The 15,742-nt window shown below is 62.9% G+C and carries 9 protein-coding genes; 8 read left to right on the forward strand and 1 reads right to left on the reverse strand.

Annotated features, from left to right (window positions below):
* Positions 1-221: 221 nt before the first annotated feature.
* The 6 genes from recC (at position 222) to yfiB (ending at position 11,865) form a co-directional block, all read left to right on the forward strand.
* Entirely contained in the window at positions 222-3,671 is a 3,450-nt protein-coding gene (gene recC, locus FIV38_RS29250; RefSeq protein WP_092233238.1) for an exodeoxyribonuclease V subunit gamma, read from the forward strand.
* Positions 3,668-7,348, forward strand: a complete 3,681-nt coding sequence (gene recB / locus FIV38_RS29255) for an exodeoxyribonuclease V subunit beta (protein ID WP_092233241.1) — start codon at positions 3,668-3,670, stop codon at positions 7,346-7,348. Before recC ends, recB begins: the two co-directional genes overlap by 4 nt.
* Complete coding sequence (gene recD, locus FIV38_RS29260; RefSeq protein WP_029299930.1) at positions 7,345-9,393, forward strand: exodeoxyribonuclease V subunit alpha; 2,049 nt, start codon at positions 7,345-7,347, stop codon at positions 9,391-9,393. Before recB ends, recD begins: the two co-directional genes overlap by 4 nt.
* Positions 9,394-9,531: 138 nt before the next feature.
* Positions 9,532-10,104, forward strand: coding sequence for a regulatory sequestration protein YfiR (gene yfiR, locus FIV38_RS29265; RefSeq protein WP_029299928.1), 573 nt, complete (start codon positions 9,532-9,534; stop codon positions 10,102-10,104).
* Positions 10,101-11,369 (forward strand): diguanylate cyclase DgcN/YfiN, encoded by a 1,269-nt coding sequence (dgcN, locus tag FIV38_RS29270; protein ID WP_092233244.1) that lies wholly within the window; start codon positions 10,101-10,103, stop codon positions 11,367-11,369. The genes yfiR and dgcN overlap by 4 nt, the downstream gene beginning before the upstream one ends.
* 4 nt (positions 11,370-11,373) lie before the next feature.
* The gene (yfiB, locus tag FIV38_RS29275) at positions 11,374-11,865 is read left to right on the forward strand and encodes an outer membrane lipoprotein YfiB (protein WP_029299925.1); all 492 of its coding nucleotides are present in this window, start codon (positions 11,374-11,376) and stop codon (positions 11,863-11,865) included.
* 195 nt (positions 11,866-12,060) lie between these two features.
* Here yfiB and FIV38_RS29280 read toward each other — a convergent pair whose 3' ends face one another.
* Positions 12,061-13,008 (reverse strand): LysR family transcriptional regulator, encoded by a 948-nt coding sequence (locus FIV38_RS29280; RefSeq protein WP_070994421.1) that lies wholly within the window; start codon positions 13,006-13,008, stop codon positions 12,061-12,063.
* A 131-nt stretch (positions 13,009-13,139) separates the two neighbouring features.
* On the opposite strand from FIV38_RS29280, the gene FIV38_RS29285 reads away from it, so the two are divergent.
* Together FIV38_RS29285 and mmsB are read left to right on the forward strand one after the other, a co-directional pair.
* Positions 13,140-14,666, forward strand: coding sequence for a CoA-acylating methylmalonate-semialdehyde dehydrogenase (locus FIV38_RS29285; protein ID WP_029299921.1), 1,527 nt, complete (start codon positions 13,140-13,142; stop codon positions 14,664-14,666).
* Between the two features lie 14 nt (positions 14,667-14,680).
* Entirely contained in the window at positions 14,681-15,568 is an 888-nt protein-coding gene (gene mmsB / locus FIV38_RS29290; protein WP_029299919.1) for a 3-hydroxyisobutyrate dehydrogenase, read from the forward strand.
* The last annotated feature ends 174 nt before the right edge of the window (positions 15,569-15,742 follow it).

Below are 15,742 nucleotides of genomic sequence, written 5' to 3' on the forward strand. Positions count from 1 at the left end.
AGTGAAACGATGCATCGCCGATGGTAGTGTGGGGTTTCCCCATGTGAGAGTAGGTCATCGTCAAGATTAAATTCCGAAACCCCAATTGCGAAAGCAGTTGGGGTTTTGTTTTGGGCGGTAGAAAAGCGCTGATGGGATTTTGCGCTTAGTCCAACACCGCCCATAACGCCCTTCAATGCTAAAGTCGCTGCCTCGATTTTGCTTTTCCCAAGGAAGCCGTTATGCCGGATGCAACGTCCCTCAGTGCTGGATTCATGGTCGTCCACGGCAATCGCCTGGATGAGCTGCGCAGCCTGGTCGTCAGTTGGATGCGTCGCTATCCACTGGCTCCCCTGGAAAACGAAATCGCCCTGGTGCAAAGCAACGGCATCGCACAATGGCTCAAACTGGCGCTTGCTGAAGATCCAGAAGATGACGACACGGGCGGCTGTGGAATCGCCGCTGCAATCGACGTGCAGTTGCCCGGCAGTTTCATGTGGCAGCTTTATCGCATGGTCCTGGGCCGCGACGAAATCCCGGTCAAGTCCCTTCTGGACAAAGCCCCGCTGACCTGGCGTCTCATGCGCCTCTTGCCCGAGCTGATCGACCAGCCGCACTTCGAGCCCCTGCAACGCTTCCTTACCCATGACACCGACCTGCGTAAACGCTACCAACTGGCGGAACGCCTGGCCGACTTGTTCGACCAATACCAGGTCTATCGTGCGGACTGGCTGGAAGACTGGGCCGCCGGTCGACACCAACTGCGCAACGGCCGAGGCGAGGCCAAACCCCTGAGCCCGGCCAACTGCTGGCAGGCCGAGTTATGGCGAGCATTGCTGCTGGATGTCGGCGAGGAGGGTATGGCGCAGAGCCGTGCCGGGGTCCATCAACGCTTTATCGAGCGCATCAACAAGCTGGACACCGCCCCCCAAGGCCTGCCGTCTCGGGTCATTGTGTTTGGCATATCTTCCTTGCCCGCCCAGGCGCTTGAAGCGCTGGCCGGCCTGGCCCGTTTCAGCCAGGTCCTGCTTTGCGTGCATAACCCTTGCCGCCACCATTGGTCTGACATCGTTGCCGACAAAGACCTACTGCGAAACGAATACAAGCGCCAGGCGCGCAAGACCGGTATGCCCGTCACCATCGACCCGCAAACCCTGCACCAGCACGCCCATCCACTGTTGGCCGCCTGGGGCAAGCAAGGTCGCGACTACATCAACCTGCTGGACAGCTACGACGATCCCAACAGCTACCGATCAGCTTTCCGTGACGGGCGCATCGACCTGTTCAGCGATAGCGAACCGACCACAATCCTCAACCAACTGCAGGACGACATCCTCGAACTGCGCCCCCTCCCCGAAACGCGAGAGCGCTGGCCCGCCGTCGATCTGCAGCACGACACCTCGATCCGCTTCCACATTGCCCACAGCGCCCAGCGGGAAGTGGAAATCCTCCACGACCAACTGCTACAGCGCTTCAGCGAAAACCCCGCGCTACGGCCTCGCGACATTATCGTGATGGTCCCGGATGTGGACAGCTACGCGCCGCATATCCGTGCGGTATTCGGTCAACTGGACAAAAAAGACCCGCGCTTCATCCCCTTCACCCTCACTGACCAGGGCCAACGGGGCCGCGATCCACTGTTGATCGCCGTCGAGCACCTGCTGAAACTTCCCGACAGCCGTTTTCCGGTCAGCGAAATCCTCGACTTGCTGGACGTTCCCGCCCTGCGTGAACGCTTCGCCATCCAGGAGCGCGACCTGCCCACTCTGCACCGCTGGATAGAGGGGGCCGGCATCCGCTGGGGGCTGAACGCCGAGCAGCGTGCAGGTCTTGGCCTGCCCAGTGAGCTGGAGCAAAACAGCTGGCGGTTCGGCCTGCGCCGTATGCTGCTGGGCTACGCCGTTGGCAGTGGTGCCGCCTGCGCCGGCATTGAGCCCTACGATGAAATCGGCGGCCTTGATGCTGCGCTGATCGGCCCATTGGTAGCCTTGCTAGACGCATTGCACGATGCACACCAAGCCCTGTCACAACCGGCGACACCGCAAGCCTGGGGTGTACGCCTGCAAGACCTGATGCAGCGCTTTTTCCTGGCCAGCAATGAACACGATGACTATCTGCTGGGCCAGTTGGAGCAACTGCGGGAAGACTGGCTGGAAACCTGCGAATCCGTCGGCCTGTACGACGAATTACCGCTGACGGTGGTCCGTGAGGCTTGGCTGGCCGGTCTCGACCAGGGCCGTCTGTCCCAGCGCTTCCTCGCCGGCGCGGTGAACTTCTGCACCCTGATGCCGATGCGTGCGATCCCGTTCAAGCTGGTGTGCCTACTGGGCATGAACGATGGCGACTATCCACGCGCCCAACCGCCACTGGATTTCGACCTGATGGGCAGCGACTACCGCCCCGGAGACCGTTCTCGTCGCGAAGACGACCGCTACCTGTTGCTGGAAGCTTTGCTCTCGGCACGCGACCAACTCTACATAAGCTGGATCGGCCGTAGCATCCGTGACAACAGCGAGCGCCCGGCGTCCGTGCTGATCGGCCAACTGCGCGATCACCTCGCCAGCGGCTGGCAACATGCCCAAGAGCAACCGCTGCTGGAGGCAATGACCCAGGAACACCCTTTGCAACCCTTCAGCGCGCGCTATTTCCACGAAGGTGATCCGCTGTTCAGCTACGCCCGCGAATGGCAGTTGTTGCACGAAGCCCAAGACCTGGCCCTCGAAACAACCTGCCTGTCAGCCTACGTTCAGGAAGAACCCCTGAGCCTGGGCCAGTTGCAGGACTTCCTGCGTAACCCCGTCAGGCATTTCTTCAGCCAGCGCCTCAAAGTGTTTTTCGAAGCCGCCGAGGTACCCCTGGCCGATGAAGAGCCCTTTGTCCTCGACGCCCTGCAGCGCTACACCTTGAGTGACAGCCTGCTCGCCGCTGCACTGAGCGATCCGGATCATCTGGAGCAGGCCCTGGATGCCCAGGCCCAGCGTCTGCAAGGCAGCGGCCTGCTGCCCATGGTTGGCTTTGGCGAATGCCTGCGCAACGAACTGATCGAGCCTTTGCCTGACCTGTTGCAGCGCTACCAGCAACTCCTGGCACTTTGGCCCACGCCGCACAACACCGCAGAACCCGTCAGCTACGCACACCAGGGTATTGAACTCGAAGGCTGGGTCAGCGGCCTGCACCGACGCAGCGATGGCGGCTTGCTCAGCGTGACCACCATTCCCAACAGCATCGGCTCGATCAAGACCCGCAAGTGGCATCGCCTGATCCGCCCATGGGTCAATCACCTGGTGGCCTGCGCCTGTGGCCTTCCGTTGAGCACGGGCCTGGTGGCCAGCGATGACACACTCTTGCTGGCTCCCCTGGAGCAAAGCCTTGCCCAGGATATCCTCGGCAACCTGCTCCTGGCTTGGCAGGCCGGCATGAGTGAACCACTGCCGGTCGCGGTCAAGACTGCGTTTGCCTGGCTCGGCCAGACCGATCCGGACAAAGCCCAGGCTGCGGCCCTTAAAGCCTACGAAGGCGATGGCATCAACAGTGATGGCGAGCGCCGCGAAAGCCCGGCCCTTACCCGGCAGTTTCCCGATTATGCAACGCTGGTCGCCAGCGAGGATTTCGAAGGCTGGTGCGAAACCCTCTATCGACCCTTGATAACCGCCCCCTGGCGATCACTGACCAGCGAGGAGGCCCGCCCATGAGCGCCATCAAACCCCTGGCCCTGGCCTTTCCCCTGCGCGGCAGCCAACTGATCGAGGCCAGCGCCGGCACCGGCAAGACCTTCACCATCTCTGCGTTGTACCTGCGCCTGGTACTCGGCCACGGCGGCGAGCTGGAAGGCTTTGGCCGTGAATTGCTGCCGCCGCAGATCCTTGTGGTGACCTTCACCGATGCTGCCACCAAAGAGTTGCGTGAGCGTATCCGTACCCGCCTGGCACAAGCGGCGCGCTACTTTCGTGATGAAATCGAGCAGCCCGACACCTTGATTGCCGAGTTGCGCGAAGGATACAGCGCCGAGCAATGGCCAGGTTGCGCCAATCGCCTCGACATTGCCGCGCAATGGATGGACGAAGCCGCCGTCTCGACCATTCACAGTTGGTGCCAGCGCATGCTGCGCGAACACGCCTTCGACAGTGGCAGCCTGTTTACCCAGACCCTGGAAACGGACCACAGCGACCTGCTCGGCGAAGTGTTGCGCGACTACTGGCGGCTGTTCTGCTACCCGATGCACGGCGATGCCCTGAACTGGGTACGCAGCCACTGGGGTGGCCCTGCGGCGCTGATGCCGCGAGTGCGCGCCTTGTTCGGCAGCGAGCGCCCCAGTGACGAACCACGGGAGCCTGCCGAACTGATCGAGGCCTGCCTGCACGAGCGCCGCGAGGCCCTGGTGGCGCTCAAGGCTCCCTGGCAGCAGTGGGCCGCCGAGTTGCGGGAGATCTGCCTGCAAGCTGTCGCCGCCAAGGCTGTTGATGGCCGCAAGATGCAGGCCCGTTATTTCGAGCCCTGGTTCGAGAAAATCAGCGCCTGGGCCGCAGACGAAACCCTGGAGCAACTGGATATCGGCACCGGCTTCAGCCGCCTGACGCCAGAGGGTATGGCCGAAGCCTGGAAGGGCGCCGCGCCGCATCATCCGGGCCTGGACGCCATGGTGGGCCTCAAAGCCAGCCTGGACGCCTTGCCTACGCCCGACGCCGCGGTGCTGCAACACGCGGCGGCCTGGGTCGGTAAACGTTTTGAAGATGAGAAGCGCCGGCGTGCCGAGATGGGCTTCGACGACATGCTCATCCGCTTGGACGCGGCCCTGCAAGCCGAGGGCGGCGAGCGCCTGGCCAGTGTGATCCGCGAGCAATTCCCGGTGGCCCTGATCGATGAATTCCAGGACACCGACCCGGTGCAGTACCGGATCTTCGAAAGCATCTACCGCATTGAAGACAACAGCCCGCTCAGTGGCCTGTTCCTGATCGGCGACCCCAAGCAAGCGATCTACGCCTTTCGCGGTGCCGATATCTACACCTACCTGCGTGCTCGCCAGGCCACCGCCGGGCGCTTGCACACCCTGGGCACCAACTTCCGCTCCAGCCATGCGATGGTCGCGGCGGTCAACCACGTGTTCGAACGTGCAGAAACCGGGCGTGGGGCATTTCTGTTTCGCCAGCCGGACGGCGAGAACCCGGTGCCGTTCCAGCCGGTATCGTCCCAAGGCCGCAAGGAGCACTTGCAGGTCGATGGCCACACAGTGCCAGCCCTGAATATCTGGCACCTGCCCACCGACCAGCCGATCTCCAACGTGCTTTATCGCCAACAATTGGCCGGTGCCTGTGCCAGCCAGATCGTCGCGTTGCTCAATGGCGGCCAGCAAGGCAGTGCAGGGTTCGTCAAGGATGGCGACTTCTCCCCCGTGCAACCGTCGAACATCGCCATCCTTGTGCGTGACGGCAAGGAGGCCCAGGCCGTGCGCGGTGAGCTGGCCGCGCGCGGTGTGCGCAGCGTGTACCTGTCCGATAAGGATTCGGTGTTTGCCTCCCAGGAAGCCCACGACGTACTCGCCTGGCTCAAGGCCTGCGCCGAACCGGACGTGGAGCGCCCGCTGCGCGCGGCCCTGGCCTGCGTCACCCTCAACCTGTCGCTGGCGCAACTGGAGCAACTGAACCAGGACGAACTGGCCTGGGAACAGCGGGTCATGCAGTTTCGCGATTACCGCGTGATCTGGCGGACCCAGGGCGTGTTGCCGATGTTGCGACGCCTGTTGCATGACTTCAAGTTGCCGCAAACCCTGATTGCCCGCAGCGATGGCGAAAGGGTGCTGACCAACCTGCTGCACCTGTGCGAATTGCTGCAACAAGCCGCCGCTGAGCTAGATGGCGAACAGGCACTGATCCGCCATCTGGCGGAGCACCTGGCGCTGTCGGGCCAGGCCGGCGAAGAGCAGATCCTGCGCCTGGAAAGTGATGAGCAACTGGTCAAGGTGGTGACCATCCACAAATCCAAGGGCCTGGAATACGATCTGGTGTTCCTGCCGTTCATCTGCTCGGCCAAGCCCGTCGACGGCAGTCGCCTGCCGCTGCACTACCACGATGCCCACGGCAAGTCCCAGGTCAGCCTCAAACCCACCGCCGAACTGATCGCCCAGGCCGATGACGAACGCCTGGCCGAAGACCTGCGCCTGTTCTACGTGGCGCTGACGCGGGCCAAACATGCCTGTTGGCTCGGTGTGGCCGACCTCAAGCGGGGTAATACCAACAGCTCGGTGTTGCACCTGTCGGCGCTGGGTTATCTGTTGGGTGGTGGCGCGGCCCTGGGTGAATCCGCAGCCTTGGCCCGCTGGCTGATGGACTTGCAGGACGGCTGCGCGGCGATTGCCTACGGGCACATGCCAGAGGCCCAGAGCAGCACCTACCAGCCACCGCGCAATGACGCGACCTTGCTCGCGCCGCTGCTGCCCAAGCGCAAGGCTGCGGAAAACTGGTGGATTGCGTCCTACAGCGCCCTGCGTATTGGCGAAAGCATGAGCGCCGCCAGCCTGGAGGCTCCGGAAAGCCCGCAAGCGCAGAAGTTGTTCGACGACGAACGCCTGGACCCGGATGCCCCGCGCGAAGTTGCCGCGTCTGGCGGCGACATTCATCGATTCCCACGGGGGCCCAATGCCGGGACCTTTCTCCACGGCCTGCTGGAGTGGGCCGGCAACGATGGCTTCGACGTAACGCCCGAAGCCATCGAAGATGCTGTCGCACGGCGCTGCAACCGGCGCGGCTGGGAAGGCTGGATCGGCACCCTCAGCGGCTGGCTTGGGCACCTGTTGCAAGCGCCACTGAGCCTGGGCCAGGGGCCGGAATCGGTGACACTGGGTGACTTGCAGCACTATCAGATCGAAATGGAGTTCTGGTTCGCCAGCCATAAAGTCGATGTGCTCGCCCTCGACCAACTGGTCTGCCAATACACCCACGACGGTGTGTCGCGGGTGGCTGCCGAACCGGTAATGCTCAACGGGATGTTCAAAGGCTTTATCGACCTGACCTTTGAACATGACGGCCGCTATTACGTGGCCGACTATAAATCCAACTGGCTCGGCGCCGACGACGCGGCCTACACCCAACAGGCCATGGAACAGTCGATTCTCGACCATCGCTACGACCTGCAATACGTCCTCTACCTGCTGGCCCTGCATCGCCAGCTCAAGGCGCGCCTGCCCGATTACGATTACGACCGGCACGTGGGTGGCGCGCTCTACCTGTTCCTGCGCGGCAGCCAAGCCGTGAGCCAGGGGGCGTATTTCACCCGGCCACCACGTGAACTGATCGAGCGCCTGGACCTGTTGTTCCAAGGCAAGCCGCAACCGCCCAAGGTCGAACCCGCCTGGGAACAAGGAGTCCTGTTATGAGCCTCTCGACTGTGCCGCTGGAGGCACTGGCACCGCTGGAGCATGCCGACGACCTGGTGCACCTGCTGGAGCGCTGGGTCGAGCGCGGCTGGCTGCGCTCGCTGGACAAGGCGTTCGTCGGCTTTCTCCACGAACTCGACCCACAGGCCGATCCTCTGGTGCTGCTGGCTGCTGCCCTGACCAGTCACCAATTGGGCCACGGGCATGTGTGCCTGGATCTGTTCGAGACCCTGAATGCCCCGGATTTTGCTCTGTCGCTGCCCCCTGAAGGTGATCTTTCAAGTGGCGTGATGTTGTTGCCCTCGCAATTGCTCGACGGCCTGGACGGCGCCCATTGGTGCCATGCCCTGGCCGCAAGCCCGCTGGTGGCGCTGGCCGTGGATGGCAGTGCTGCAGCGCAGAGCCGGCCCTTGGTGTTGTCGGGCAAGCGCCTGTACCTGCGGCGCTACTGGACCTATGAGCGACGCATCGACAGCGCCTTGCGTCAGCGTCTGGCCGTGCAGGAAACGGTCTCGGCGGACCTGCCCCAGCGCTTGAACGGCCTGTTCGACCAGCCACCTCCCAATGGCGTGGTCGATTGGCAGAAGCTCGCCTGCGCCCTGGCCACGCGGGGGGCGTTCAGCATCGTCACCGGCGGCCCCGGCACCGGCAAGACCACCACCGTGGTGCGCCTGTTGGCATTGCTGCAAGCGCCAGCGGTGGAGCAGGGCACGGCCTTGCGCATCCGTCTGGCGGCGCCCACCGGCAAGGCGGCGGCGCGGTTGACCGAGTCCATCAGCCAGCAAGTGCGCTCGCTGCAAGTGGCCGAAGCCGTGCGCGAAAAAATCCCCACCGAGGTCACCACCGTGCACCGCCTGTTGGGCAGCCGTCCCGGCACCCGGCATTTTCGTCATCACGCGGGCAACTTGTTGCCGCTGGATGTGCTGGTGGTTGATGAAGCCTCGATGATCGACCTGGAAATGATGGCCAACCTGCTGGATGCCTTGCCAGCCCATGCGCGCCTGGTGCTGCTGGGGGACAAGGACCAGTTGGCTTCGGTGGAAGCCGGTGCGGTGCTTGGCGATTTGTGCCGCGATGCCGAGGCGGGCTGGTACAGCCCCGGCACCCGCCAATGGCTGGAAAGTGTCAGCGGCGAAACGCTGGCGGGCAGCGGCCTGGAGCAAGACCTCGACGCCAGCCATCCCCTGGCGCAACAAGTGGTGATGCTGCGTTATTCCCGGCGCTTCGGCGAAGGCAGTGGCATCGGCCAACTGGCGCGTTGGGTCAACCAGCAAAACCCCGATCAGGCTCGCCAACTGCTGGACGCCGGCAGCCACGACCTGTTTTGCCTGCGCCTCAAGGGCGAGCATGACCGCGCCCTCGAGCGCCTGGTGCTGGACGGGCAGGGCGCCGATGCCCAGGGCTATCGCTACTACCTGAACCTGCTGCGCACCTCGCGGCCGGCAGCCGAGACACCCCGGGACGATCCGCGCTGGACCGACTGGGCGCGCCAGTTGTTGCAAGCCTTTGATGCCTTCCAGTTGCTGTGCGCGGTGCGCAAGGGCCCCTGGGGCGTGGAAGGCCTCAACCAACGCATCACCGCCGCGCTGCTCAAGGCCCGGCTGATCGATAGCGACCAGCAATGGTACGAAGGCCGCCCGGTGCTGATGACCCGCAATGACTACGGCCTGGGCTTGATGAACGGGGACATCGGTATCGCCTTGAAGCTGCCCGAAACTGACGGCGGGCCGCAGGTGCTGCGCGTCGCTTTCCCGCGCAACGATGGCCAGGGCGGGGTGCGCTTTGTCTTGCCCAGCCGGCTCAACGATGTAGAAACCGTCTACGCCATGACCGTACACAAGTCCCAGGGCTCGGAGTTCGCCCACACGGCCTTGATCCTGCCGGATGCGCTGAACCCGGTACTGACCAAAGAGCTGATCTACACCGGCATCACCCGCGCGAAAGACCGCTTCAGCTTGATCGAAACCCGTGGTGGGGTTTTCGAGGAAGCGGTACGGCGCAAGGTGAAACGTTTAAGCGGGCTGATGTTGGAACTTGGGACATGATGGCGCAGGAAAAACCTGACTGATGTGTCGGTTTTTCGTGATAAATGGCGGAATCTACCTAGGCCCCGTCTCGATGGGGTTTCCGCCGATATGCTATCGTTGCGGCATCATCCCGAGAAGATCATAGAGAATCGCTGCATGAACGTGGCTGTCTCGCCCGCAGAGCGTAGTTGGAGCTGGAGACGATTGCTGCTATCGGCCGTTCTGTGCCTCGTCACGCCTCTGGCTTTTGCCCAGGCGTCTACCGCCAGTGCGGCCGACCAGCGGGCCCAGGCCGTCACCCAGGTGGTACTGGGGATTCTCAGCTACGCCCGATGGCCGGTTGAGCCCAGCCAACTGCGTTTGTGCATCGTTGGCCCGACCCAATACACCGATGACCTGGTCAAGGGCACCACCCAGGCTACGGGGCGGCCGGTGGTAGTTCAGCGTTTGCTGGCCGACAACCCCAATATCGTCAATGCCTGCGACGCGCTGTATATCGGCAAGCTCTCCCCTGACGAGCGCAGTCACTTGTTCACGGCCTTGATCGGGCGCCCGGTGCTGAGCATCAGCGAAGGCGGCGACCAGTGCACAGTGGGCAGCCTGTTCTGCCTGCGGGTCAGTGATGAGCAGGTGTCATTCGAGGTCAACCTCGACTCCGTGGCCCGCAGCGGAGTGCGTATTCATCCCAGCGTCTTGCAGTTGTCCCGTCGTCGAGCGCCGGAACCATGAGGCTGCGCAACGCCAAAACCCGCCCTACATTACGTTCGGTCCTTGGTCGCGGGCACCTGAGTGTGGCATTGGTGGCGGTCGCCATGGCCAGCGTATCCCTGACCCTGCTGGGCGTGCTGGCCCTGCGGGTCTATGCCGATCACAACCTGCACCTGATCGCCCGCTCGATCAACTACACCGTGGAAGCTGCGGTGGTGTTCAACGACCGCGTAGTGGCCACCGAAGCCCTGGCGTTGATTGCCTCCACTGAAGAAGTGGCCGAAGCCCGGGTGCTGGACCTCAATGGCAATACCCTGGCGCACTGGGTGCGCCCGGAAACGGGGGTGTTGTCCAAGGTGGAGCTGGAGCTGGCCCACACACTGCTGGAAGAACCCATCAGCCAACCGATCCTGCACCAAGGCAAGAAAATCGGCACCGTCGAGTTGAGCGGCCACGGTGGTAGCCTGTTGCGCTTTTTGCTCAGCGGCCTGGCGGGGATCATCATCTGTACAGCCATCAGTGGCTGGGTCGCGATTTACCTGGCGCGGCGCATGTTGCGCGGCATCACCGGCCCGCTGCACAGCCTGGCCGACGTCGCCCACGCCGCACGTAGCGAGCGGGCTTTCGACCGCCGTGTGCCGCCGGCACAGATCGCCGAACTCGACAGCCTGGGTAACGACTTCAATGCCCTGCTCGACGAACTCGAAGCCTGGCAAACCCATCTGCAAAGCGAAAACGAAACCCTCGCCCACCTGGCCAGCCATGACAGCCTCACCGGGCTGCCCAATCGCGCTTTCTTCGAGGGCCGGCTGATCCGTGCGCTGCGCAGTGCAGCCAAGCTCAACGAGCGGGTGGCGGTGCTGTTCTTCGACAGCGACCGCTTCAAAGATATCAACGATAACTTCGGGCATGCCGCCGGTGACGCCGTGCTGGTAGCCGTCGCCGCGCGTGTGCGGGCGCAACTGCGCGAGAGCGACCTGGTGGCGCGCCTGGGCGGCGATGAGTTCGCCATCCTGCTCTCGCCCCTGCACAAACTCGAAGATGCCCAGCGCATCGCCGACAAAATCATCGCCAGCATGGACCAACCCATTCCGCTGCCGGGCAACACCGAAGTGTTGACCTCACTCAGTATCGGTATCGCGGTTTATCCCGATCATGGCGCCACTCCCGGCGCCTTGCTCAATGCCGCCGATGCGGCGATGTACCAGGCCAAACGCCTTTCCCAGGGCGGCCAGCACACGGCGGAGTCGGAGCACCCCGCTGCCAACGTTCAACACAGGAGTTGATCCCTTGTTTGCTAACACACGTGTTCTCTTTATCACCTTGTTTATCGCGCTGCTGGCACTGAGCGGCTGCCAGACCGCTCCGCCCAAGGGCCTGACACCGGCACAAGTGGCGGTACTCAAACAACAAGGCTTCGAACTGACCGACGAAGGCTGGGCGTTTGGCCTGTCGGGCAAAGTGCTGTTTGGCAGCGACGTCGAAAAACTCAACAAGCCCAGCACTGAAATCGTCGAGCGCATCGGCAAGGCCCTCACCGGCGTAGGCATCGAACGCGTGCGCGTAGACGGCCATACCGACGCCTCGGGCAAGGAAGCGTACAACCAGCAACTGTCTTTGCGCCGGGCGAAAAGCGTGGGCAAGGTCCTGGTGGACGTGGGTATGAAGGAAGAAAATGTGCAACTGCGTGGCCTGGGCAGCAGCGAACCGGTGGCCTCCAACAGCACCTCTGCGGGCCGTACCGAAAACCGCCGGGTATCGATCGTGGTGATCGCCGACTGAGCCGACAGGTCGGCCTAACTGTGAAACCAAACTGTGGGAGCGGGCTTGCCCGCGAAGGCGGTGGTTCAGCCGGGTATGTATCGATTGACCCACCGCCATCGCCGGCAAGCCAGCTCCTACAGTTGCTCGTGTCGCCCCAAAATTCTCCGCCCACCGCCACTCCCCTGTGGGAGCGGGCTTGCTCGCGAAGGCGGCTCAGTCGGCAAACACCATCTCTCGCGTCTCGCCCATCAAAAGCCCCTGGTTCTGCTCCGTCACCTCACGGATGTAATCCCACAACAACGTAATGCGCTTCAACTTGCGCAAATCCTCCCGGCAATACATCCAGAACTGCCGCGTAATAGTGATCTCCTCCCCCAGCACCGGCAGCAACCGCGAGTCTTGTGCGGCCAGGAAGCACGGCAGGATTGCCAGTGAACGCCCCTGCTGCGCCGCCACGTACTGCGCAATCACGCTGGTGCTGCGCAGGCTGGCGCTGGCGCCCGGTACGACATTGGCCAGGTACAGCAGCTCCGAGCTGAACGCCAGGTCATCCACATAGCTGATAAACGGATGCTCGGCCAGGTCGGCCGGGCGGCGGATGGGTGGGTGTTGGTCGAGGTAGTCCTGGGTCGCGTACAGCTGCAGTTTGTAGTCGCACAGTTTGCAGCACACGTAGGGCCCGTGTTCAGGGCGTTCCAGGGCGATGACGATATCGGCCTCACGCTTGGACAGGCTGATGAAGTGGGGCAGGGGCAGGATATCCACTGAGATCGCCGGGTAGGTGTCGACGAAGTGGCTCAGTTGCGGGGTGACGAAAAAGCTACCGAAACCCTCGGTGCAGCCCATGCGCACATGCCCCGACAGCGCCACGCCGGAGCCGGACACTTGTTCGCAGGCCATGTGCAGGGTGCTTTCAATGGACTCGGCATAACCCAGCAAGCGCTGGCCTTCGTTGGTCAGGACGAAGCCGCTGGTCCGGGACTTTTCGAACAACAGGGTGCCCAACGAACCTTCCAACGAACTGATACGCCGCGACACCGTGGTGTAGTCCACCGCCAGGCGCTTGGCGGCGACGCTGGCCTTGCGGGTGCGCGCCACTTCGAGGAAAAACTTCAGGTCATCCCAGTTCAGCGACCCTAAAGACGTGATGTTTTTTTGCATGTTGGACCGGCTTTTATGTGGGTTCTTATTGGAAGTTTGCACATCTATACTCCAAAAATCGTCCGAACGCCTCATCCTCAAGGCGCTTCACGCCTTGGCTCTCTGCATAACTACAAGATCTGGAGACCACAATGAACGCATCGCTTACGTCTGCCGATACCACCGTGAAACAGGCCAAACTGTTGATCAACGGTGAATGGGTCGAGTCCAAGACCACCGAGTGGCAAGACATCGTCAACCCGGCGACCCAACAAGTCCTGGCCCGTGTGCCCTTTGCCACAGCCGATGAAGTCAACGCGGCCATCGACGCTGCCCAGCGCGCCTTCCAGACCTGGAAGCTGACGCCGATCGGCGCGCGCATGCGCATCATGCTCAAGCTGCAAGCGCTGATCCGCGAGCACTCCAAGCGCATTGCCGCAGTACTCAGTGCCGAGCAGGGCAAGACCATTGCCGACGCGGAAGGCGATATTTTCCGTGGCCTGGAAGTGGTCGAGCACGCCTGTTCCATCGGCACCCTGCAAATGGGCGAATTTGCCGAGAACGTGGCCGGCGGTGTCGACACCTACACCCTGCGCCAACCGATCGGCGTGTGCGCCGGCATCACCCCGTTCAACTTCCCGGCAATGATCCCGCTGTGGATGTTCCCGATGGCCATCGCCTGCGGTAACACCTTCGTGCTCAAGCCTTCGGAACAGGATCCATTGTCGACCCTGATGCTGGTGGAACTGGCGCTGGAGGCTGGCGTGCCAGCGGGTGTGCTGAACGTGGTCCACGGTGGCAAGGATGTGGTGGATGCACTTTGCACTCACAAAGATATCAAGGCCGTGTCCTTCGTTGGCTCGACCGCCGTCGGCACCCACGTCTACGACCTGGCGGGCAAGCACGGCAAGCGCGTGCAGTCGATGATGGGCGCGAAAAACCATGCGGTAGTGCTGCCGGACGCCAACCGCGAACAAACCCTCAATGCCCTGGTCGGCGCCGGTTTCGGTGCCGCCGGCCAGCGCTGCATGGCCACCTCGGTGGTGGTCTTGGTTGGCGCGGCCAAGCAATGGCTGCCGGACCTCAAGGCCCTGGCGCAGAAGCTTAAAGTCAACGCCGGCAGCGAAGCGGGTACCGACGTGGGCCCAGTGATCTCCAAGCGTGCCAAGGCACGTATCCTCGACCTGATCGAGAGCGGCGTGAAAGAAGGCGCCAAGCTGGAACTGGACGGCCGTGGCATCCAGGTGCCGGGCTTCGAGCAAGGCAACTTCGTCGGCCCGACCCTGTTCTCGGGCGTGACCACCGACATGCAGATCTACACCCAGGAAATCTTCGGCCCGGTGCTGGTGGTGCTGGAAGTCGATACCCTCGATGAGGCGATCGCCCTGGTCAACGCCAACCCGTTCGGCAACGGCACCGGCCTGTTCACCCAAAGCGGTGCGGCGGCGCGCAAGTTCCAGAGCGAAATCGACGTTGGCCAGGTGGGCATCAACATCCCGATCCCCGTGCCAGTCCCGATCTTTAGCTTCACCGGTTCCCGTGGTTCGAAACTCGGCGACCTGGGGCCGTACGGCAAGCAAGTGGTGCAGTTCTACACCCAGACCAAAACCGTCACCAGCCGCTGGTTTGACGACGACAGCGTCAATGATGGCGTCAACACCACCATCAACCTGCGTTGATCAAGGAGACGACCATGAAGATTGCATTTATCGGCCTGGGCAACATGGGCGCGCCCATGGCCCGCAACCTGATCAAGGCTGGCCATGCGCTGAACCTGTTCGACCTGAACCAGACGGTGCTCAACGAACTGGCCGCATTGGGCGGCACCATCAGCGCTTCGCCGCGTGATGCGGCCCAGGGCGCGGAGCTGGTATTGACCATGCTGCCCGCCGCCGCCCATGTGCGTAGCGTATGGCTCAACGAAGACGGCGTGCTGGCAGGCATCGGCAAAGGCGTGCCTGCGGTGGATTGCAGCACCATCGACCCACAGACCGCGCGCGACGTAGCGGCGGCTGCAGCCAAACACGGCGTGGCGATGGCCGATGCCCCGGTTTCCGGTGGCACCGGTGGCGCCCAGGCCGGGACGTTGACCTTTATGGTCGGCGCCAACCCGGAACTGTTCGCCACCCTGCAGCCGGTGCTGGCGCAGATGGGCCGCAACATCGTGCATTGCGGTGATGTGGGCACCGGGCAAATCGCCAAGATCTGCAACAACCTGCTGCTGGGGATCAGTATGGTTGGCGTCAGCGAGGCCATGGCCCTGGGCGATGCCCTGGGTATCGACACGCAAGTGCTGGCCGGCATCATCAACAGCTCCACCGGGCGTTGCTGGAGTTCCGACACCTACAACCCTTGGCCGGGTGTGATTGAAACTGCGCCGTCATCCCGAGGCTATACCGGTGGGTTTGGCGCCGACCTGATGCTCAAGGACCTGGGCCTGGCGACCGAAGCAGCACGCCAGGCGCACCAGCCGGTGATCCTGGGGGCGGTGGCGCAGCAGTTGTATCAATCGATGAGCCAGCGTGGGGAAGGGGGCAAGGACTTCTCGGCGATCATCAACAGCTATCGCAAGCCTCAATAGGTCAGAGGGCTCGCGATCAAGAGGCGGCTTGTTGTGATGAGGCTTGTTGTGGCGAGGGGGCTTGTCCCGGTACAAACCGGGGACATCGTTTACATTTCTAACCGGGGACATGGTTTACAGGTTAATACGCATGGTCAGGAGGTATCTGATCATGCCCTGGAACCAAGAGTCCCC

The sequence above is a fragment of the Pseudomonas proteolytica genome (assembly GCF_007858275.1).
GTDB classification, from domain to species: Bacteria; Pseudomonadota; Gammaproteobacteria; order Pseudomonadales; family Pseudomonadaceae; genus Aquipseudomonas; species Aquipseudomonas proteolytica.

Coding starts and splice junctions, on each gene's coding strand:
- recC (WP_092233238.1), top strand. CDS start 222: ATGCCGGATGCAACGTCCCTCAGTGCTGGATTCATGGTCGTCCACGGC.
- recB (WP_092233241.1), top strand. CDS start 3,668: ATGAGCGCCATCAAACCCCTGGCCCTGGCCTTTCCCCTGCGCGGCAGC.
- recD (WP_029299930.1), top strand. CDS start 7,345: ATGAGCCTCTCGACTGTGCCGCTGGAGGCACTGGCACCGCTGGAGCAT.
- yfiR (WP_029299928.1), top strand. CDS start 9,532: ATGAACGTGGCTGTCTCGCCCGCAGAGCGTAGTTGGAGCTGGAGACGA.
- dgcN (WP_092233244.1), top strand. CDS start 10,101: ATGAGGCTGCGCAACGCCAAAACCCGCCCTACATTACGTTCGGTCCTT.
- FIV38_RS29280 (WP_070994421.1), bottom strand. CDS start 13,008: ATGCAAAAAAACATCACGTCTTTAGGGTCGCTGAACTGGGATGACCTG.
- FIV38_RS29285 (WP_029299921.1), top strand. CDS start 13,140: ATGAACGCATCGCTTACGTCTGCCGATACCACCGTGAAACAGGCCAAA.
- mmsB (WP_029299919.1), top strand. CDS start 14,681: ATGAAGATTGCATTTATCGGCCTGGGCAACATGGGCGCGCCCATGGCC.